18 protein-coding genes are annotated in these 19,091 nt (G+C 69.3%); 9 read left to right on the forward strand and 9 right to left on the reverse strand.

What is annotated here, in order from left to right; translation table 11 throughout:
* Positions 1-780, reverse strand: a complete 780-nt coding sequence (cobA, locus tag AB4Z18_RS14540) for a uroporphyrinogen-III C-methyltransferase (RefSeq protein WP_441783445.1) — start codon at positions 778-780, stop codon at positions 1-3.
* The gene (gene nirB / locus AB4Z18_RS14545; RefSeq protein ID WP_441783446.1) at positions 777-3,365 is read right to left on the reverse strand and encodes a nitrite reductase large subunit NirB; all 2,589 of its coding nucleotides are present in this window, start codon (positions 3,363-3,365) and stop codon (positions 777-779) included. Before nirB ends, cobA begins: the two co-directional genes overlap by 4 nt.
* Positions 3,366-3,585: 220 nt before the next feature.
* Between nirB and nirD the strand changes: the two genes are divergently transcribed.
* Both nirD and AB4Z18_RS14555 read left to right on the forward strand, forming a co-directional pair.
* Positions 3,586-3,957 carry a nitrite reductase small subunit NirD gene (gene nirD, locus AB4Z18_RS14550; RefSeq protein WP_441783447.1) on the forward strand — a complete coding sequence of 124 codons (372 nt, stop codon included), beginning with the start codon at positions 3,586-3,588 and terminating at the stop codon, positions 3,955-3,957.
* Positions 3,954-4,703, forward strand: a complete 750-nt coding sequence (locus tag AB4Z18_RS14555) for a sirohydrochlorin chelatase (RefSeq protein ID WP_441783448.1) — start codon at positions 3,954-3,956, stop codon at positions 4,701-4,703. The genes nirD and AB4Z18_RS14555 overlap by 4 nt, the downstream gene beginning before the upstream one ends.
* Here the strand turns inward: AB4Z18_RS14555 and AB4Z18_RS14560 are convergent.
* A complete protein-coding gene (locus tag AB4Z18_RS14560) occupies positions 4,666-5,262 on the reverse strand; it encodes a dihydrofolate reductase family protein (RefSeq protein WP_441783449.1) in 597 nt (198 codons plus the stop codon). The genes AB4Z18_RS14555 and AB4Z18_RS14560 overlap by 38 nt on opposite strands.
* Complete coding sequence (locus AB4Z18_RS14565) at positions 5,259-5,450, reverse strand: DUF7489 domain-containing protein (RefSeq protein WP_441783450.1); 192 nt, start codon at positions 5,448-5,450, stop codon at positions 5,259-5,261. Before AB4Z18_RS14565 ends, AB4Z18_RS14560 begins: the two co-directional genes overlap by 4 nt.
* An 86-nt stretch (positions 5,451-5,536) precedes the next feature.
* Here AB4Z18_RS14565 and AB4Z18_RS14570 point away from each other — a divergent pair, with 86 nt between their 5' ends.
* The 5 genes from AB4Z18_RS14570 (at position 5,537) to AB4Z18_RS14590 (ending at position 10,934) form a co-directional block, all read left to right on the forward strand.
* Entirely contained in the window at positions 5,537-6,169 is a 633-nt protein-coding gene (locus AB4Z18_RS14570) for a TetR/AcrR family transcriptional regulator C-terminal domain-containing protein (RefSeq protein ID WP_441783451.1), read from the forward strand.
* Positions 6,170-6,258: 89 nt separating this feature from the next.
* Positions 6,259-6,726: a GNAT family N-acetyltransferase gene (locus tag AB4Z18_RS14575; protein ID WP_441783452.1), complete on the forward strand. Its 468-nt coding sequence runs from the start codon at positions 6,259-6,261 to the stop codon at positions 6,724-6,726.
* Position 6,727: 1 nt separating this feature from the next.
* Complete coding sequence (locus AB4Z18_RS14580; protein WP_441783453.1) at positions 6,728-8,641, forward strand: Na+/H+ antiporter NhaA; 1,914 nt, start codon at positions 6,728-6,730, stop codon at positions 8,639-8,641.
* Between the two features lie 36 nt (positions 8,642-8,677).
* Positions 8,678-10,456 carry a DEAD/DEAH box helicase gene (locus AB4Z18_RS14585; RefSeq protein ID WP_441783454.1) on the forward strand — a complete coding sequence of 593 codons (1,779 nt, stop codon included), beginning with the start codon at positions 8,678-8,680 and terminating at the stop codon, positions 10,454-10,456.
* 79 nt (positions 10,457-10,535) lie between these two features.
* Positions 10,536-10,934 (forward strand): hypothetical protein, encoded by a 399-nt coding sequence (locus AB4Z18_RS14590; protein WP_441783455.1) that lies wholly within the window; start codon positions 10,536-10,538, stop codon positions 10,932-10,934.
* 457 nt (positions 10,935-11,391) lie between these two features.
* Here the strand turns inward: AB4Z18_RS14590 and AB4Z18_RS14595 are convergent, their stop codons facing one another.
* From AB4Z18_RS14595 to AB4Z18_RS14605, 3 genes are all read right to left on the reverse strand, one after another.
* On the reverse strand, positions 11,392-11,541 hold the full coding sequence (locus AB4Z18_RS14595; RefSeq protein WP_441783456.1) for a hypothetical protein: 150 nt from the start codon (positions 11,539-11,541) through the stop codon (positions 11,392-11,394).
* Positions 11,542-11,550: 9 nt separating this feature from the next.
* Positions 11,551-12,306, reverse strand: coding sequence for a hypothetical protein (locus AB4Z18_RS14600; protein WP_441783457.1), 756 nt, complete (start codon positions 12,304-12,306; stop codon positions 11,551-11,553).
* 417 nt (positions 12,307-12,723) lie between these two features.
* Positions 12,724-14,268: an MFS transporter gene (locus tag AB4Z18_RS14605; RefSeq protein WP_441783458.1), complete on the reverse strand. Its 1,545-nt coding sequence runs from the start codon at positions 14,266-14,268 to the stop codon at positions 12,724-12,726.
* Positions 14,269-14,339: 71 nt separating this feature from the next.
* Here AB4Z18_RS14605 and AB4Z18_RS14610 point away from each other — a divergent pair, with 71 nt between their 5' ends.
* Positions 14,340-14,966 (forward strand): TetR/AcrR family transcriptional regulator, encoded by a 627-nt coding sequence (locus tag AB4Z18_RS14610; RefSeq protein ID WP_441783459.1) that lies wholly within the window; start codon positions 14,340-14,342, stop codon positions 14,964-14,966.
* Between the two features lie 23 nt (positions 14,967-14,989).
* On the forward strand, positions 14,990-15,457 hold the full coding sequence (locus AB4Z18_RS14615) for an MSMEG_6728 family protein (RefSeq protein WP_441783460.1): 468 nt from the start codon (positions 14,990-14,992) through the stop codon (positions 15,455-15,457).
* Here the strand turns inward: AB4Z18_RS14615 and AB4Z18_RS14620 are convergent.
* Entirely contained in the window at positions 15,454-17,373 is a 1,920-nt protein-coding gene (locus AB4Z18_RS14620) for a glycoside hydrolase family 127 protein (RefSeq protein WP_441783461.1), read from the reverse strand. The two genes, AB4Z18_RS14615 and AB4Z18_RS14620, sit on opposite strands and share 4 nt — an antisense overlap.
* Positions 17,370-19,091, reverse strand: coding sequence for an amylo-alpha-1,6-glucosidase (locus AB4Z18_RS14625; RefSeq protein ID WP_441783462.1), 1,722 nt, complete (start codon positions 19,089-19,091; stop codon positions 17,370-17,372). The genes AB4Z18_RS14620 and AB4Z18_RS14625 overlap by 4 nt, the downstream gene beginning before the upstream one ends.

Here is a 19,091-nt window from a genome sequence, read left to right on the forward strand (position 1 = left end):
TCAGGGTCCCGTCACGGTGGCGGCATCGCTGAGGGCGGCCGCGGCATCCGCGTCACCGCCGCGGGCGAGACGCACGACCTCGCCGATCACGACGACGGCCGGCGAGCCGACGCCCGCCCGGACCGACTCGGTGAGGATCGTGGAGAGGCTCCCGAAGGTCGATCGCTGCCGTGAGGAGTATCCCTGCTCGATCACGGCGACCGGCATGCCCGGGTCCATCCCGAAGCGGGCGAGACCGGCCGTGATGGAGGGCAGGTTGGTGATCCCCATGAGGATGACGATGGTTCCGCCGAGGCCGGCCAGGTGCTCCAGTTCGGCGGGGGAGAGCGGCGCATGCCCGGAGACGACTGTGAACATCCTGCTGGTATTGCGGTGGGTGACAGGGATGCCGGCGGCTGCCGGAACCGAGATGGCGCTCGTCACGCCCGGGATGACGCGGACGGGGACGCCCGCCCGCCGGCACGCCTCCACCTCCTCGCCGCCGCGTCCGAACACGAACGGGTCGCCGCCCTTCAGCCGTACGACCTCCGCACCCTCCAGCGCGTGCGCGACGAGGATGCGTTCGATCTCGTCCTGCGGGATGGGATGGTGGCCGGGCCGCTTCCCGACGTCGATCAGGCGAGCGCGCGGCGCAAGCTCGGCAAGGGTCTCATGCGGTGCGAGCCGGTCGAACAGCACCACGTCGGCTTTCGCCAGGGCACGGACGGCGGCGACGGTCAGCAACTCGGGGTCGCCGGGCCCCCCGCCGACGAGCGTCACGGTTCCGGTGCGCGCATTCATGGGGTCGCTCCTTCGGTCGCGGTCGCGGCGGCCGTACGGACCGGGATGGTCGTCCCGGCCACGAGCACAGCGCCCGCCGCTCGTTCCTCCGCGGTCGCCGGACGCAGCTGGCCCCGCTCCTCGACCCGGGCGATCGACGGGTCGGGCGTCCCCGGCTCGTTGACGAACGAGCGGAACCGGCGCAGCCGCTCGGGGTTGCGCAGCGTCGCCGCCCACTCGTCCTCGTACGTGTCGATGTGCTTCGCCATCGCGGCCTCCAGCTCGTCGGCGAGACCCAGCGAATCCTCGACCACCACCTCGCGGACGTGGTCGACACCGCCGTCGAGCTCCTCCATCCACCGGGCTGTGCGCTGCAGGCGGTCGGCGGTGCGGATGTAGTACATGAGGTAGCGGTCGATGTACCGCACCAGGGTCTCGTCGTCGAGGTCCGAGGCGAGGAGCTGGGCGTGCGCCGGCTGGAAGCCGCCGTTGCCGCCGACGTACAGGTTCCATCCCTTGTCGGTGGCGATCACGCCGACGTCCTTGCCGCGGGCCTCGGCGCACTCGCGCGCGCATCCCGAGACGCCGAACTTGAACTTGTGCGGGGCGCGGAGGCCGCGGTAGCGGAGCTCCAGGTCGACCGCCATGCGCACCGCGTCCTGCACGCCGAAGCGGCACCAGGTCGAGCCGACGCAGCTCTTCACGTTCCGCAGCGCCTTGCCGTATGCCTGGCCGGACTCGAAGCCGGCCTCCACCAGGACCTTCCAGATCTCGGGCAGCTGCTCCAGCCGCGCGCCGAACATGTCGATGCGCTGGCCGCCCGTGATCTTCGTGTACAGGCCGAAGTCGGTGGCCACCTGCGCGATCACGGCGAGCTTCTGCGGGGTGATCTCTCCGCCCGGGATGCGCGGCACGACCGAGTAGGTGCCGTCCTTCTGCATGTTGGCGAGGGCGCGGTCGTTGGTGTCCTGCAGCTGGCCCCGCCCGCCGTCGAGCGGATACCCGTTGTGCTGGCTCGCCAGGATGGAGCCCACGGCCGGCTTGCAGATGTCGCAGCCGCGACCGCGGCCGAGCCGGGTGACCGTGTCCTCCCAGCTGGTCAGGCCCAGTACGCGGATGGACTCGAACAGCTCCTGACGCGACAGCTCGAAGTGCTCGCACAGGGCGTGGGACACCGTCGCACCCGACCGGGTGAGCTCGGACTCGAGGATCTTCTTCACCAGCGGCACGCACGATCCGCACTGCGTGCCCGCGCGGGTGCACGCCTTCAGCTCGCCGAGGTCGTGGCAGCCCTCCTCCACGGCCATGCGCACGGTCCCGGAGGTCACGTTGTTGCAAGAGCAGACCAGGGCATCGTCGGGCAGCGCCCCGCCCGCCGGCGGCTCGGCGCCGGCCGCGGAGAGGTAGGCGGCCGGTTCCGCATCGAGCGAACGGCCGAGCAGCGGCCGCAGGCTCGAGTAAGGGGAGGCGTCGCCGACGAAGACCCCGCCGAGCAGCGTCTTCGCGTCGTCGCTCACCACGAGCTTCTGGTAGAGGCCCCGCGCCGGGTCGGCGTAGACGATCTCCAGCGCTCCGGGCTCGCGGGCGAAGGCGTCGCCGAAGCTCGCCACATCCACGCCGGACAGCTTCAGCTTGGTCGCATCGTCGACCGTCGTGAAGGTGGCGTCGCCGCCGAGCAGACGGTCGGCGACGGTCTCGGCCATGGCGTTCGCAGGGGCCACGAGGCCGACCGTGCGGCCGTCGATGGCAGCGACCTCGCCGATCGCCCAGACGGAGGGGTCGGAGGTGCGGCACGCCTCGTCGACCACCACGCCCCCACGCTCCACCGTCAGGATGCCCGCGCCGCGGGCGAGCTCGTCGCGCGCCCGGATGCCGATCGAGAAGACGACGATGTCGGCGGGGACCGTCCGCCCGTCCGCGCAGCGCACGGCGGTGGGGCGGCCGTCGTCGTCGAGCAGGATCTCGCGGGGTCGCGTGCCGAGGTGCAGGTCGATTCCGCGCGACCGGATGAGCCGGCCGAGTGCTTGCCCAGCGCCCTCGTCGAGCTGGGCCGACATCAGCCAGCCGCCCGAGTGGATGATGACCGCTTCCGCACCGAGCGCAGCGACGCCCCCGGCCGCCTCCAGCCCGAGCAGCCCTCCGCCGGCGACCGCGACGCGGGGTGCGCGGCCCAGCGCCTCGCTCAGCTTGGCGACCTCGGCGACCAGCGCATCCACGTCATCGATGGTGCGGTACACGCGGCTGGCGTGCGCTCCGGGGATCTCGGGGACGGGCGCCGACGAGCCGGTCGCGAGCACGAGGTCGTCGTAGCCGATCACCGCACCGGTGGAGGTGGTCACCGTCCGGGCCGCCGTGTCGATCGCCGTCGCGGCCTCACCGACGCGCAACTCCACGGCCGCGTCCTCCCAGTGCGTCGCGGGCTCCAGGGTCAGATCGATGGTCCCATCGGCCAGGCGCTTGCTCAGCTGCACGCGGTCATAAGGGAGGTAGGACTCCTCGGTCAGCACCACGAGGGAACGGTTCCCGCCGCCGCGCGACACCAGCGCATCCACGAGGCGGTGCGCGGCCGGCCCGCCCCCTACGATCACTGTTCGTCCGGTCGTCATGCGGGCCCCTTCCGGAGTGTGGCGGCTGCCGCCGCACCGGTGGGAGGCTCCCGCCCGGTGCCTTTCGAGCGTACGGGCGCACGGTTTCCCCCGAATTTCGTCGGTGTAACCGCGCGTTAACACGAGACGCACACGGGTCCGGCGCTGCTGTGAGGCGCGGTTCACCCAGAAGTAACAGGTACCGTCGCCGCCCGAAACATCGGCTGCCTACTCTCGGTGCATGACCATCACGCAGACCACCCCCCGTTCCGATTCCCGGCACGCCGACTGGGTGCGCGCCTGCCAGGTCGACGATCTGGAGCCGTCCTGGGGCGAGGCGGTGCTGCTGCGCATGCGGCAGATCGCGCTGTTCCTGCTCGGCCCGCGCGAGGTCTACGCGGTCGCCCAGGAGGACCCGGACGGCGGCGCACCGGTGATGGCGCGCGGCATCGTCGGGTCACGCGGCGACCGCCCGACCATCGCCTCCCCGCTGCACAAGCAGGTCTACGACCTCGGCACCGGCGAGTGCTTCACCGACCCCGCGCTCGCGCTCCGCACCTTCCGCACGCGCATCGTCGGCGGCTTCATCGAGATCGAGCTCGAGGACGCATGACCACGGCCGTCGTCGCCGCCTCCCACGGCACCTCGTCACCCGAGGGCCAGGCCGCCGTGCGCTGTCTGGTCGAGCGAGTGGATGCGGCCCTCGACCAGCCGGTGCTCGGCTGCCACGTCGATGTCGAACAGCCGGATGTGCCCACCGCGCTCGCCGCAGCCGCCGACCTGGCGGATCGTGCGGTCATCGTCCCGCTGCTGCTGTCGGCCGGTTACCACGTGTTCGTCGACCTCGCCGAAAGCGCGGCCGACGCGCCCCTCCCCGCGACGGTCGCGGGCGCCCTCGGCCCCGACACGCGGCTGGCCGATGTGCTGGTGCAGCGGCTGGAAGAAGCCGGGATGCGCAAGGGCGACGCCGTCGTCCTGGCCGCGGCCGGCTCCACCGACGAGCGTGCAGTTGCCGACTGCCGCACGATGGGCGAGCTGCTCGGGCAGCGCATCGGCCGCCCGGTCACCGTCGGCTTCATCTCCGCCGCGTCTCCCGCGCTTCCGGATGCCGTGGCGACCGCGCGCGCCGCGCAGCCCGGCGCCCGCGTGCTCATCGCCACCTACCTGCTGGCGCCCGGCTACTTCGCGACGCTCGCGGAGCGCGCGGGAGCGGATGCGGTCTCCGCACCACTGCTGACAGCAACATCGACGCCGCCGGAGCTGGTGGAGGTCGTGCTGTCCCGCGTCGCGGAGGCCGCCCCGCCTCCGATGCTGTTCGCGGTCAGGCGTACTGGGGACGACCGCCCACGCGGTACGTGAGAGAGACGATCCCCGTACCGAACACGCGCGAGTCGACGAGGTCGAGCGCGAAGTCGAGCCCGTGCTGCGGGAAGACGCGTTCGCCCTCGCCGACGATCACCGGAAATTGGACCAGGTTCAGTTCGTCGACCAGCTCGTTCTCGAGCAGCCATCTCGCGAGCGCAGTGCTCCCCACCACGAGCAGTTCGCCGCCGGGCTCGGCTTTGAGCTCGCGCACGCGGGCCGCGACGTCGCCCGAGATGATCGTCGTCTGCTGCCAGGTCGGGTCAGCCACGGTCGTGGACACCAGGTACTTCGGCTTGGAGCTGATCGCCTCGCCGAATCCGCCGTCGTCGCTGCGGGCGCCCCAGTAGGTGTCGAACAGGCTGTAGGTCTTGCGGCCGAGGAGGAACGCCTCGGGCCGCCTCCAGGTTTCAAGGATGTACTGCACGGCGTCCTCGTCGTTGAGCGGAAGCGCCCAGCCGCCACGAGTGAACCCCGGATCCATCTCTTCGTTGTTGCCGCCGTTCGCCTGGGCGACGCCGTCGAGGGTGACCTGGAGGCTGACCGTGAGCTTCATGATTTGTTCCCCTTCGCATCCACGCGATCCCCGACCGCGAGGTCCTTCCAGACAGCCCGGTCGACTCGGATCTCCTTGGTCGTGCCGCCGTCGGTCTCGACGATGACCTGCCGGTAGAGGTTCGAGCCGTCCAGCAGCTTCCGCGACTTCTCGACCACCGTGCCCGTCCATGACTCTTCGGATTCCATGCGTTCCCCTTCCCCTCTGTTCCCCACTCAGTGCCGTGAAGCTTATCAACGATAGCCTTACGTGCCAACCGCGATATTCTGTGGTGATGCCGTACCCCTCGCGCACCGACCGGGTTTCCATCGTGGCGGCCGCGCTGGAGGTCCTGGACGAGCGCGGACTCGACGACGTCTCGCTGCGCGCGATCGCAGAGCGGCTCGGCATCCGCCAGCCCGCGCTCTATCACCACTTCGCCAGCAAAGCGGAACTGTTGGATGCCGTCGCGAACGAGATCCTCGCCCGGCGGCACACCGACCGTCTGCCCGCAGACGGCGAACGCTGGGACGTGTTCGTCGCCCGGAACGCGCGGAGCCTCCGCAGAGCGATGCTGGGCACCCGCGACGGAGCGCGCCTGATCGCGTCGTCCGGGCCGCGGAGCCCGCAGCTCGACACGGCGATCGCTCAGGTGGGCGTCTTGGAGGCGGCGGGCTTCACGACCACGGACGCCATCCTCGCCCTCATCGCGGTGGCTCGGTACACGATCGGCTCAGTGATCGAACAGCAGTCCGCCCGGGACAGCGGGGACATCGTCATCCAGACGGAGCGCTCGGACAGCGCCGCAGCGCGACTGATGGACGGCGCCCGACAGGTCGTCGCCCTCGGCCAGGACCACGAGTTCGAGACAGGGCTCGCCGCGCTGATCCGGGGGCTGGCTCCCGGCTCCTCGGAACCTCTCCGGTGAGGTGCTCGTTGTCGCGCCCGACACGCCGTGGAGAAGCGCAACAACGAGCACCTCGATGGATGGTGGTGGGGAGGCCTGCGGGGATAGCGTTGAGCATCCCCGACGGGATGTTCAAGCGCTTCGAGCAGGAAGGCATGGCCATGGTGGACGAGACGAGCGGATCGATCGAGTACCCCGATGAGGCCGGCTACCCCGACGGGACCGGCACGCTCTCGGAAGACCAGCGGGTGCTGGTCGACGAGGTGACCGCGAGCGGTCCGGCGGAGCCGGGGATCGAGTTCTTCGTCGTGAACAACACGGAGACCGAGAGCTACGACGCGGTCAGCGGGGACACACTGGTGGGCGGCATCACCTACCAGCGTCACGGCGACGTCGTCACGCTGATCGCCACCTCCGTCTACCCGGAGTTCCGCGGCCAGGGGGTCGCGACGGAGCTCATCCGGCGCGTGCTCGACGCCATCCGGTCCGAGGGCCTGCAGGTGAAGGTGCAGTGTCCGATCGTGAAGACGTTCATCGAGCAGCACGACGAGTACGACTCCCTCGTCGCCCGAAACTGACGTGACCGCACCCCAGACCGAGCCGCCCGCAGCGGTGGTCGCCGCGCCCGGCGACCAGGAGCGCACCGTCATGGTGCACCCGAAGCGGACCTTCCACGGGATCCTCCGGGCGGGCGCGCTCGCCTCCGTGCTGCTCGTCGTCGCCGTCATCCTCGCTGTGGTGTGGGCCAACATCGGCGGCTACGACGAGTTCTGGGAACAGCCGCTCGGCATCAGCATCGGCCGGTTGGAGATCAGCTACGACCTGCGCACGTGGGTGAACAGCGGACTCATGACGCTGTTCTTCCTGGCGGTCGGGCTCGAGGCGCGGAGGGAGTTCGACCTGGGCGACCTGCGGGAACGCAAACGCCTGATCCTACCGATCACCGTCGGGCTCGCCGGGATGGCCCTGCCCGTCGGCATCTACCTCCTCATCAACCAGGGGATGGACTCGGCCCGCGCCTGGGGCGTCGCGATGTCGACGGACACGGCACTCGCCCTCGGCATCCTCACCCTGCTGGCGCGTCGAGCGCCGAGGCGGACCCGGACGTTCCTGCTCACCGCCTTCGTCGTCGACGACGTCGCCGCCCTGATCATCATCGCCGTCCTCTACAGCGGACCGATCTCGCCGTGGGCCCTCGTCGTCGCGGTGGTCTTGTTCATCGGCATCATCGTGGTGCGACGGATGGACCGCACCCTCGGCAGGAACCTGGCGATCGTCCTCGGAGTCGGGATGTGGCTGGCGCTTCTGGTCAGCGGAATCGACCCGGTCGTGGCCGGCCTCGCCATCGGCCTGGCGACGACCGCGTACGTGCCGCTCCGAGCCGACCTGGAGCGCGCGACCGGTCTCGTCAGGAGCTACCGCGAGAGCCCGAACGCAGAACTCGCGCGGTCGGCGGCGGCCGGGCTGGCGGACTCGTTGTCCGAGAACGAGCGCATCCTGTACCGGCTGAGCCCGTGGACCAGCTACGTGGTCGTGCCGATCTTCGCCTTCGCCAACGCCGGGGTGAGGATCACGCCGGAACTCCTCGCCCGCTCGGCCGTCAGCGCGATCACGATCGGCATCGTGCTCGGCTACGTGGTCGGCAAACCGATCTCGGTGCTGGGGAGCGCGTGGCTGCTGAGCAGGGTGACGCGCGGGCGCGTCCATCCACAGGTCGGCTGGCTGTCGGTGCTGGGTAGCGGCACGGCGGCGGGCGTCGGGTTCACCGTGTCCCTGCTGATCGCGAGCATCGCGCTGGCGGGGCCGGAGCTCGCGGAGGCGAAGATCGGGATCTTCTACTCGGTGATCGGCTCGGCGATCCTCACCTGGCTGGTCTTCCAGTGCGTGCGGTTCATTCCGGCCAACAGGCGGACGGTGGCCCTCAACGGTATGCCGAATCCGACGCTCGACCTGCTCCGTCCCATCGACCAGCGCACCGACCACGTCCGCGGCGCCGACAACGCGCGGGTGACGCTCGTCGAGTACGGCGACTTCGAGTGCGGCTACTGCAAGCGAGGCGAGCCGACGGCGCGCGAACTGCTGGAGCGGCACCCGGATGTGGCCCTCGTCTGGCGGCACCTCCCGCTGACGGACGTGCACCCCAACGCGTTGCTGGCAGCGGAGGCGGCCGAGGCCGCAGGCGCGCAGGGGGCGTTCTGGCCGATGCACGACGTCCTTTTTGAAAACCAGCACCACCTGACCCTGCGGGACATGGAGGGCTACGCGGAGCAGGTCGGCATCGACCCGGAACGGTTCATCGAGGACCTGCGCAGGCACACCTACGCCGACCGGGTCCGTGCCGACATCATGTCGGCCGAGGAGAGCGGCGCGGCGGGCACGCCCACCTACTTCATCAACGGCCAGCGGCATGAGGGCGCGGTCGACATCGACTCGCTGTCGCAGGCGATCAATGCGGCGCGGACAGCCGTCGCCGGGGGCGTCGGAGGCAGATAGGAGCGCTGCGTGGCCCGCAGGGGCTACCGTTGGATGATGACCCCGTCTGATTCCCTGGACAGCGAGGCGGAGACCGCCAGCGACACCACCACCACCACCTTCTCCGATCTTGGACTCGACGGCCCCGTGCTCAAGGCGCTGAAGGATGTCGGATACGAGACCCCGTCCGCCATCCAGGCGGCGACCATCCCGCTGCTGCTGGAGGGCCGCGACGTCGTCGGGCTCGCCCAGACGGGCACGGGCAAGACGGCGGCGTTCGCGCTGCCGATCCTGTCGCGCCTCGACCTGTCGCAGAAGACCCCGCAGGCGCTCGTGCTCGCACCCACCCGCGAGCTGGCCCTCCAGGTCGCAGAAGCGTTCGAGAGCTACGCCTCGCACCTGAAGGGCGTGCACCTGCTCCCGGTCTACGGCGGCCAGGGATACGGCGTCCAGCTCTCGGCGCTGCGCCGCGGCGTCCACATCGTCGTGGGCACTCCCGGTCGCATCATGGACCACCTCGACAAGGGCACCCTCGACCTCTCGCAGCTCAAGTACCTGGTGCTCGACGAGGCCGACGAGATGCTCAAGATGGGCTTCGCGGAGGACGTCGAGACGATCCTCGCCGACACGCCCTCCGACAAGCAGGTCGCGCTGTTCTCGGCAACGATGCCGCCTCAGATCCGGCGCATCTCGAAGAAGTACCTGAACGACCCTGAGGAGATCACGGTCAAGTCGAAGACGACCACTTCGGCGAACACCACACAGCGCTACCTGGTTGTGTCGTACCCGCAGAAGGTGGATGCGCTCACGCGCATCCTCGAGGTCGAGAACTTCGAGGGCATGATCGTCTTCGTCCGCACCAAGAACGAGACGGAGACGCTCGCGGAGCGGCTGCGGGCTCGCGGGTACTCAGCAGCCGCGATCAACGGCGACGTCGCGCAGGCGCAGCGCGAGCGCACGGTCGACCAACTGAAGTCGGGCAAGCTCGACATCCTCGTCGCCACCGACGTCGCCGCGCGCGGACTCGACGTCGAGCGCATCAGCCATGTCGTCAACTTTGACCTTCCCATCGACACCGAGTCGTACGTGCACCGCATCGGTCGCACGGGCCGCGCCGGCCGCAGCGGCGCGGCCATCAGCTTCGTGACGCCGCGCGAGCGCCGCATGCTCACCTCCATCGAGAAGGCCACCCGCCAGCCGCTCACCCAGATGCAGCTGCCGAGCGTCGACGACGTCAACGTCACCCGGCTGACCCGGTTCGACGACGCGATCACCGCCGCGCTGGCGCAGGAGGACCGCGTCTCCCGGTTCCGCGACATCATCGGCCACTACGTCGAGCACCATGACGTGCCCGAGGCGGATGTCGCCGCGGCGCTCGCGATCGTGGCGCAGGGCGACGAGCCGCTGCTGCTGAGCCCCGAGGATGCGCTCTCGCAGCGCGTCGACCGCGACTCGCGCGACGACCGGTCCAGCCGCACGGATCGCGGCACGCGCGACCGCGGAGAACGGCCCGACCGGCGCGCGCGGAGCGACAAGCCCATGGCCGCGTACCGGATCGAGGTCGGCAAGCGGCAGAAGGTCGAGCCGCGCCAGATCGTCGGCGCGCTCGCCAACGAGGGCGGCCTGAGCCGCGAGGACTTCGGGCACATCCGGATCATGCCGGACTTCTCGGTGGTCGAGCTGCCCGCCGACCTTCCCGGCGACACGCTCGCGCGTCTCTCCGGCACGCGGATCAGCGGCAAGCTCATCGAGCTCCGGCCCGACCGCGGCGCCGGCGCCCGCCGCGACGCCCCGCGCTACGACGACCGCCCGCCGCGGAAGCCGCGACGCAGCTGACGTCCTCGTCATAACACGGAGAAAGCGCCGTCTACCTCAGTGAGCGTCGTAACGTGCGGCGCTCATGGGTGGTGACGTCATGCGAGTCCGAAACGGTGCAACGAAAGCGGCTCTGATCGCTGCGGGCTCTGCGCTCGCCGTGATAGTCGGGATAACGGTCGAGCTGACCACGTACTCAGGGTGGGGGGTGATAGCAAGCTGCGGGATCGTCGTGGTGCTCGTGCTGATCCTCACTCGCCTCTTCCGGGGCGAGAACGAGTCCGATGCGCCGCGGCAGTGGTGGCGTATGACGGCGGACCCCACGGCCGGCTTTGTGCTCGTGGGCTGGTTGTTCGTGCAGGCGATCGGTTCGGCGAGCACTGCGATGCTCACCGGCGGACTAACGGGTTGGGTGAGTGGAATCGTCTCTCTGTCTCTTGCGGTCGCGTATCTGAACTCGGCCATTCGCCTCACCGCGATCCACTCGCAGCGGAACTGAGAGGCGTCGCTCACCAATACCTGGACGGAATGGAGCATGAGCATGGGTAGCCGTTCCCGCTGGGTTCGATTCGCTTTCGGTAGTCCTCGAATCATCCACGCGGTGCTGTTGGGAATCCTCAGCGCAGCGTGCGGTGCACTCGGCGTCACTTACGCCATTCGCGGCATTTCAAACTGGTGGCTACTGTTTCTGGCCGCACTTTGGGCCGGGGCTGTCTCCGGGGCCCACCTGTTTATCGCGCTGCGGGATCGACGGCGCGGGACTGGTGCCTACGGGCCGCCACGTCCTCACCGGATGGGCGACGACTAGTGAAGCGAAGAGGGGCGCGGAGTGATCCGCGCCCCTCTTCCTGCTCTCAGAGGTCGCCGTGCTCGTTTGCACGGCGCCGTGGCGTAACTGTGCACGGCCACCTCGACCGCGGCCTGCGGCGTCGCAGGGAGGTGTGCGGCGAGGTCAGCTACCTACTGGACCCAGCTCGTTTCTGGTCCTTGGCGGCCTTGTCGCGGCTGCCCACGACCCAGCGGAACCAGAAGACAATTCCCGTGATGATCGCGCCAACGACTATCAGGATGATGAGCGCCTGTAGCGGCTCGAACCCGGTCAGCATCGTGTGATTCTATCCGGCGCAGGAGAACGACGAACTGGGGGTGTAGAACGTCGTGTCGAACTGCATGGTCCAGTAGGCGGCGAGGGCTGCAAAGCCCGAGTTGCGAGCGAAGGTGTTGGTTCGTCCGGAGACCGTCGCACTGGGGTCAGCTGCGTAAACCACTCCGATGCCGCTTGCGCCAATGAGCCCGTACATCCGGACGTGTTCTGCGGCCCGAACCTTATTCACCGCGGTGCTTCCGGTTGCATTGAACGACGTTGACCACGATCCCGAGATGACTCCGTTGTAGTTCATTGTGTGGAAACCAGAGACGGTTCCCGACGCGCTTCCGAGCTTGCAGGTCTTGTTGAACCCCTGCGAGGCCGCCTTCTTCACGATAAGACCGCTTGTCTTGATAGACGGGGCGGCATCTTGATTCCCCTCCGCAGCCGTCATTTCCGGTGTGAATGCCCCGGCGAGGCGAATGAACTCCGCGTCAGCCGGGGCCAGTTCCTGACCAACTTTGGTGTACTTATCTGTCACCTGCTCCAGCCGCTTGAGGGCCTGGGCACGGTCCAGGTTCTTGTTCTGAGAGTATTTCGCCTGAGAAGGCTTGAGCCGACCAATCTGGCGCAGCTTCTGCGCGGACGGCGGTGTGGGTGCTGGGGAAGCCCCGGTGTGGGCGACTACAGCACTCTCCACCGCGTTGGCGGGGATAGACGTTGCTGCTGTGAGTGCCGCTGTAATAGCAGCAATCGCGCAGAGCTGGGTGATTCGTTTCGTCATGTCGTGTCCCGTTGTTCAGGAGTTGACGGTGCTGTCGTGTGCTCCTGACTCGCCGCAGCGAAAGGATCGTGTCTGCATCCCGGGCACCCATCGTTGGATCACCTACTTAATTCATTTGGACGCAGGATGAGTGGAATCGTGACGCGAACCGAAAGTCGGCCGCGGTAAACCCCAGCTCTGACGCGCGCAGCGTGCGGTGCACTCGGCGTCACTTACGCCATTCGCGGCATTTCAAACTGGTGGCTACTGTTTCTGGCCACACTTTGGGCCGGGGCGGTCGCCGGGGCCTACCTGTTTATCGCGCTGCGGGATCGACGGCGCGGGACTGGTGCCTACGGGCCGCCACGTTCTCACCGGATGGGCGACGACTAGAGAAGCGAAGAGGGGCGCGGAGTGATCCGCGCCCCTCTTCTTGCCTCAGTGGGCGACGACCGGCTCCGGGGCGGTCGACGTGTCGGCGACGCCGTCACCGGCCGAACCTGCTGGCGCCGCGCCTGCCTGCGTGGCGCCGCGGCGCCGGTAGAGGAACGCTGTGAGCACCGCGCCGAAGGCGAAGAACGCCGCGCCCCACCAGTACGCCGTGGCGTAGCTGTGCACGGCCGCCTCCGCCGCGACCTGCGGCGTGGGCGGCAGGTGCGACGCGAGGTAGTCGGCGGCCGCGGTGGCCGCGAGCGTGTTCAGCAGCGCGGTGCCGATGGAACCGCCCACCTGCTGGCTGGTGTTGACCATCGCCGAGGCGACGCCCGCGAAGCGGCGATCGACCCCGAGCGTCGCGGTCTGGATCGCGGCCGGCATGGTGGAGCCCATCCCGAAGCCGAGGATCATCAGCGGCGGCAGCAGGTCGACGGCGTAGTTCGCGGTCACACCGAGGTGCGTCAGGTAGAGCATGCCGCTTCCCGCGATCGTCATGCCGATCGGCACCATGACCTTCGGCCCGAATCGCGGAACGAAGATATTGGTCGAAAGCTGCGCGGCGAGCACGAGCATCACGATCATCGGCAGGAAGCCGAGACCGGTCTGGATGGGCGTGAACTTCAGCGTGGACTGCAGGTAGTACGTCACGAACAGGAAGATGCCGAACATCCCGGCGCCCGCGATCAGGATGGCGCTGTACGACGCGCCCCGGTTGCGGTCGAGCACGATCGGCAGCGGAAGGAGCGGGTGCGTGGCACGACGCTGCCAGATCACGAAGGCGATCAGCAGGATCCCGCCGGCCGCGAGGAAGCCCCACGAGAGCGGCGAGTCCCATCCCTCGGATTCGGCATTCGAGAAGCCGTAGACGATGGAGAACAGCGCTGCGGACACGAGGATGGTGCCCGGCACGTCGAGCTTCGGACGCGGCCCGGTACGCGGGACAGTGGTGACGAAGAGCACCGCCCCGACGACCGCGACCAGCGCGATGACTACGTTGATGTAGAGGTTCCAGCGCCAGTCGAGCTGTTCGGTGAGAACGCCGCCGAGGAGCAGGCCGACGGCGCCGCCTGCGCCCGCGATCGCGCCGAAGATGCCGAACGCACGCGCCCGCTCCTTCGGCACTGTGAAGGTCGTGGTGAGCACCGCGAGGGCGGTCGGGGCGAGCAGCGCGCCGAACGCGCCCTGGAGCGCGCGGGCGCCGACCAGGAGTTCGAACGTGCCCGCGGCGCCGCCAAGGGCGGAGGCGCCGGCGAATCCGATCAGGCCGATGATGAAGGCGCGTTTGCGGCCGATCAGGTCGGAGACCCTGCCGCCGAACAGCAGGAGGCTGCCGAAGGCGAGGGAGTAGGCGGTGACGATCCACTGGCGGTCGGCGTTCGAGAAGCCGAGGTCGGCCTGCGCGGACGGCAGGGCGATGTTCACGACGGTCGAGTCGAGCACGACCATCAGCTGCGCCAGGGCGACGGTGACGAGAGTCCACCAGCGCCGCGACGAGGGCGCGCCCGCGTCGGGTGCCGCGGTCGTAGAGGAGGGGTTGGTCTGAGACATGAGCGTCAGCCTATACGAAACTGAGCAGTTCCGGATCTCTTTTGTTCAGGAATTCATCTAGACTGTCAGAGATGGAAACACAAGCCCTCGCACCGAAGCTCGGGCGCAAGCGAGATCACACCCGCGACCCCGAGATCCTCGAGGCCGCCCTCGACGTGCTCGCCGAGACCGGCTACGACCGCATGACGGTCGACATGGTCGCCGCGCGCGCTAAAGCGGGCAAGGCGACGGTGTACCGGAGGTGGGCCTCCAAGGCCGAGTTGGTCGTCGACGCGGTCGCCTGCATGAAGAAGGTCGACGTGGAGTCGACAGCGCTTCCCGACACCGGCACCCTTCGCGGTGACCTCGTCGCCATGATGAAGCCGCACACCATCGTCGACGCCGAGAAGAAGCTCCGGGTGATGGCGGGCCTCGTCTCGATGCTCGCCGAGAATCCGGACCTCGCCGAGGCTGTCAACGCGGCGATCGTCGAGCCGCGCGCATCCATCAACCGCATGTTCCTGCGCCGAGCGGTGGAACGCGGCGAGATCCCTGCCGACTGCGACATCGAGCACCTCGCACTCGTCGCCCCGTCGATGGCCGCCTACCGGGTGCTGGTGCTGCGGAAGCCGGTCGACCGGGAGTTCCTGCTGAGGATCATCGACGACATCCTGCTGCCCGCCGTCGGCATCAGACGGACCGCGGCGGATCGCGTCTAGACCCCGCGCGTACGGTGTGGGGCGTGCAGACGTTCCTCCCGTATCCGTCCTTCGCGGAGAGCGTGCGCATCCTCGACCGCGCCCGGATGGGGAAGCAGCGCGTCGAAGCATTGCAGGTACTCCGCGCGATCACGGTTCCCGGGTACGGGTGGCGGCATCATCCCGTCGCGAAGATGTGGCGGGGATACGTGCCGGCCCTGACCAAGTACGCCCTCGAATCCGTTGACGCGTGGATCGAACTCGGCCACGCCGACACCGTGCGTCCGCAGGTGCTTCAGTTCGCGCCGGAGGTGGTCTACCTCGCCCAGGACGAGTTGGAGCTGCCGCCGTGGATCGGCGACCCCGAGTTCCACCGTAGTCACCGGTCCAACCTGGTGCGCAAGGACCCGGAGTTCTACGGTCCGCTGTTCCCGGACGTGCCCGACGACCTGCCGTACATGTGGCCCGGTGCCAGCCGGGAGGCTGACGGGTCGCCGCTGCTCGAGGTCTAGCCGGCTCCGCCCTCGGCGACGGGCAGGAAGACGCGCATCGTGCTCGGGCCCCGGTTCGCCCAGCGGTGATACGGGATGAGGCGAGCCGTGATCTCGGTGCCGGCCTCCGCTACGGGATGGTCGCCATAGGGCCACGACGACTCCCGCTGCGGAGCGATCTGGAGCCGGACGGACGCGCCGTCGTCGGTGGTCTGCAGTGGTGCGTCGGTGTCGATTCTGACGCGACCGACGTCGACGCCGGCGGGGAGGTCCGTGGACTCGACGCACAGCACGAGCGGGCCGAGCTCCACTGCGACGGTCCCGCGGAGAGCGTCGATGCGGGGGTCGGGATGGGTGAGGCGCGCCTCCAGAGGAAGCTCGACGTCGATCCTGCTCCCGGGCGCGAAGCGGTTGCGCACGCGGGCGTACCCGTCGGCGACGGCCACCTCCGTCCCGTCGAACAGGATGCGCGCGCCCCGCGCCCAGCCGGGGATTCGGATGGCGACCTCTGCCTCGCCCTCGGATTCGACCTCCACCGACAGCGAGCCCGCGAACGGGTAGCCGCCGCTCTCCACCCGCAGCCGCAGCGCGCCGCTCGCGACGACCGTCGAGATCTCCGCGTCGGCGAACTGGTGCAGTTGCACGCCGTCCGGCGTCGCCGTGGCGATGTACGAGCCGACGCTTGCGAGCGTCCGGGCCACGTTCGTGGGGCAGCAGGAGACCTCGAACCAGGGCGCCCGCATGCTCGACTCGGCGCGCTCGCTGATCTCGTCCTCGTCCGGGACCGACCCGGCGAAGCGCTGGTGGAGCGTGTTCGCGTAGTAGAACGCGCGGCCGTCCTCGCGGGGAGACACGAGGACCGCATTGAGGAGGGTCCGCTCGATCAGGTCGGCGTACTTCGCCTCGCCGGTCTGCAGCAGCAGCCTCCAGCTGAACATGACGGAGCCGATGGCGGCGCACGTCTCCGCGTAGGCGCGGTCGGCGGGGAGCTCCAGGTCGCTCCCGAACTCCTCGTTCTGATGGTGGGATCCGATCCCGCCGGTCAGGTAGGTGCGTCGCGCGACGGTGTTCTCCCACTGGCGCCGGAGGGCGTCGAGCAGCTCGTCGTCGCCGAACTCGGCGGCGACATCCGTCGCTCCCGCGGCGAGGTACATGGCCCGGACGGCGTGTCCGCGCAGCACGTCGGCGCTGCGGACGGGCTGGTCGTCGAGGAAGTACTCGCTTCCCTGGAACAGGGTGGTCTTCAGCCGTCGGCGTCCACGCCGCTCGACGAAGAGGCGGGCAAGCTCTACGTACCGCGGCTCGCGCAGCGCCCGGCCGAGCTCGACCAGGGCGGTCTCGATCTCCGGGTGTCCGCAGAGCTCATCCCGTCCTTCGGGACCGAACTCGCGGTAGACGTGGTCGGCCAGTCTCTGCGCGACCTCGACGATCGTGTCGTCGTACCCGGTCCGGATGCGCGCGACGGCCGCCTGGAACAGGTGCCCGAAGCAGTAGAGCTCGTGTCCCCACTCCAGATCGGAGAAACGCGGGCGCTGCCCGGCCCTGCCGAACGACGTGTGGAGGTAACCGTCGGGCTCCTGAGCCGCGGCCACCCGCTCGACCAGCCCCCGGTACACGGCGTCGAGCCCGGTGTCGCCGGCCCGGCCGATCTCCCATGCCATAGCTTCGAGCAGCTTGTAGACCTCGGAGTCGACGAACTCGATCCCCTCGTGGTGCTCCGCGACCGTGCCCGCCGCAGCCCGGTCGAAGTTGCCGATCCAGCCGATCCGTTCCATCCAGGTCAGGCAGTGATCGAGGATTGCGCTCGCATTGAGCTCCTGCTTCTCCCGCCAGAATCCGCCGGTGATGCGGACCTCCGCCGGGCTGAGCGGACGAAGGGCCGAGGCGCGGGGCGAGACCGGTCCGCCGAGGCGGGTGAGGTCGAGGGTGTCCGTCATCGTTCTCCTGCAAGGGCGGGGGCCAGCGCGCGTTGCCGCGCGTCGGCCCGGAGGGTCAGGTAGGCGGCGGCGGTCCAGCTGTAGGCGCGGTCGCGGAGACCCGCGCCGCTGCGGGCGTCGAAGTTCTCGGCGAAGCCGGATTTCTCGCAGACGGCCTGGAATGAGGCGGAGACCCGGTCGGCCAGCTCAGCGCATCCCGCTCGCCGGAGTCCGTCCTCGACCAGGACCGTCGCCGGTGCCCAGATCGGACCACGCCAGTAGCCGTCGTCCTCGTACAGCGGTGAGCCGACCGGCTCGGTCGCGGGCCCCCACTCGGTGAGGTGGTCGCCGATCGAGGCGGCCAGCCGTTCCACGACCTCGGGCGGCAACTGTTCGCCGAGAATGATCGGCAGGGAGTTCAGGAGGCTGCTGTCGAGGGTGGCCTCGGCGGTCGCGACGGACCGGGCGACGAACGTGCCGCCCGTCCAGAGCTGATCGAACAGGGCGGAGCGGAGCTTGCGCTCGGCCGTCGACCACTCCTCGGACGGGTGGCCGAGCTCCTCGCTGAGGTCCGCGAGAACCCGCAGCTGCACGATGAGGAAGGCGGCCAGGTCGGGCGCCTCGATCACCCCGCCCTCGTCGAAGGTCGTCGCGTTGTCCCAGCCGCTGTCGTTGCCGTGCTGGTAGTACGGCAGCGCGTGGCCGGGCTTGCGGCGGTAGTCGAGCCAGAACCGGGTCCAGGCGCTCAGGCGCGTGTGGACCTCCTGAAGCTGCCCGACGCTGTACGGCCGAGCCGCCCGTGCGCGGAGCTGTGCGAAGGCCCAGCCGTGGATGGGCGGCTTCACGAAGTTGTACAGCACCTCCGAGTGGGTCACCGAGTCGGGCAGGGCGCCGACCGTGTTCTGGTGGTCGAACGGGAGCAGGAACTGGTCGAGCGCCGCATCCGGGTCGCTCGGAGCGAGCGCGAGGGCGTTGAAGCAGTGATCCCAGCTCCAGACCTTGTCCATCCAGTGCTTGGACATCAGCACGGCCTCCCGCGTGACGAAGCCGGCGGGAGCGACCGTGGCGGACCAGAGGACGTAGGCGGCCTTGATCGCGGTCGGTGTCGCTTCCCCGTCGATCAGCCCGTCGCAGTACTGCCGGAACTCCGCGCGCCTGGCGTCGGCCACGCGGTCGAAGTCGTCGGCGGTGCTGACCGGCGGAGCGCTCGTCTCGATCTCCTCGACGAGCACCTCCCACGGCGCGTCCGAGCCGAAGCTCAGCGAACGCTCGCCGACCCCGACCTGCTCCGACCCGATGACCTCCGGCTGACCGGTCAGTGTCGTGAACCGGTAGCGCCGCCCCGACTCGTAGCTCGTCAGAGTGACGGAATCGTCGAGCGGGTCCACGAACAGGTAGCCCCCGGTGAACGGCGTGAGCTCGTCTGGGGCGAGGAAGCTCAGCCCGAGACCGTTCCCGCGGAACCGGATGCCGCTCTCGCCGAAGACCGCCTCTACCGAGCCGCCGGGCACACTCCAGCTCAGGACCGCCGGGGTCGCCCGCACCACGGCATCCACCCTGCGTCCGTCGAGCCGCGGCTCGAGTCGGAAGACGGCGTGCATTCCGCCCGTGTGCGTCACCAGGTGGATGTCGTCGGCGAGAGTGTGCAGGCCGGTGACCCGCGACAGGTCCAGCCACGCGCCCCTCCGGGAGAAGGGGATCTCCGCGATGTCGAAGGAGAAGTCGTCGAAGTGCTGCAT

The sequence above is a fragment of the Leifsonia sp. 2TAF2 genome (genome assembly GCF_052115085.1).
Lineage (GTDB): Bacteria > Actinomycetota > Actinomycetes > Actinomycetales > Microbacteriaceae > Leifsonia.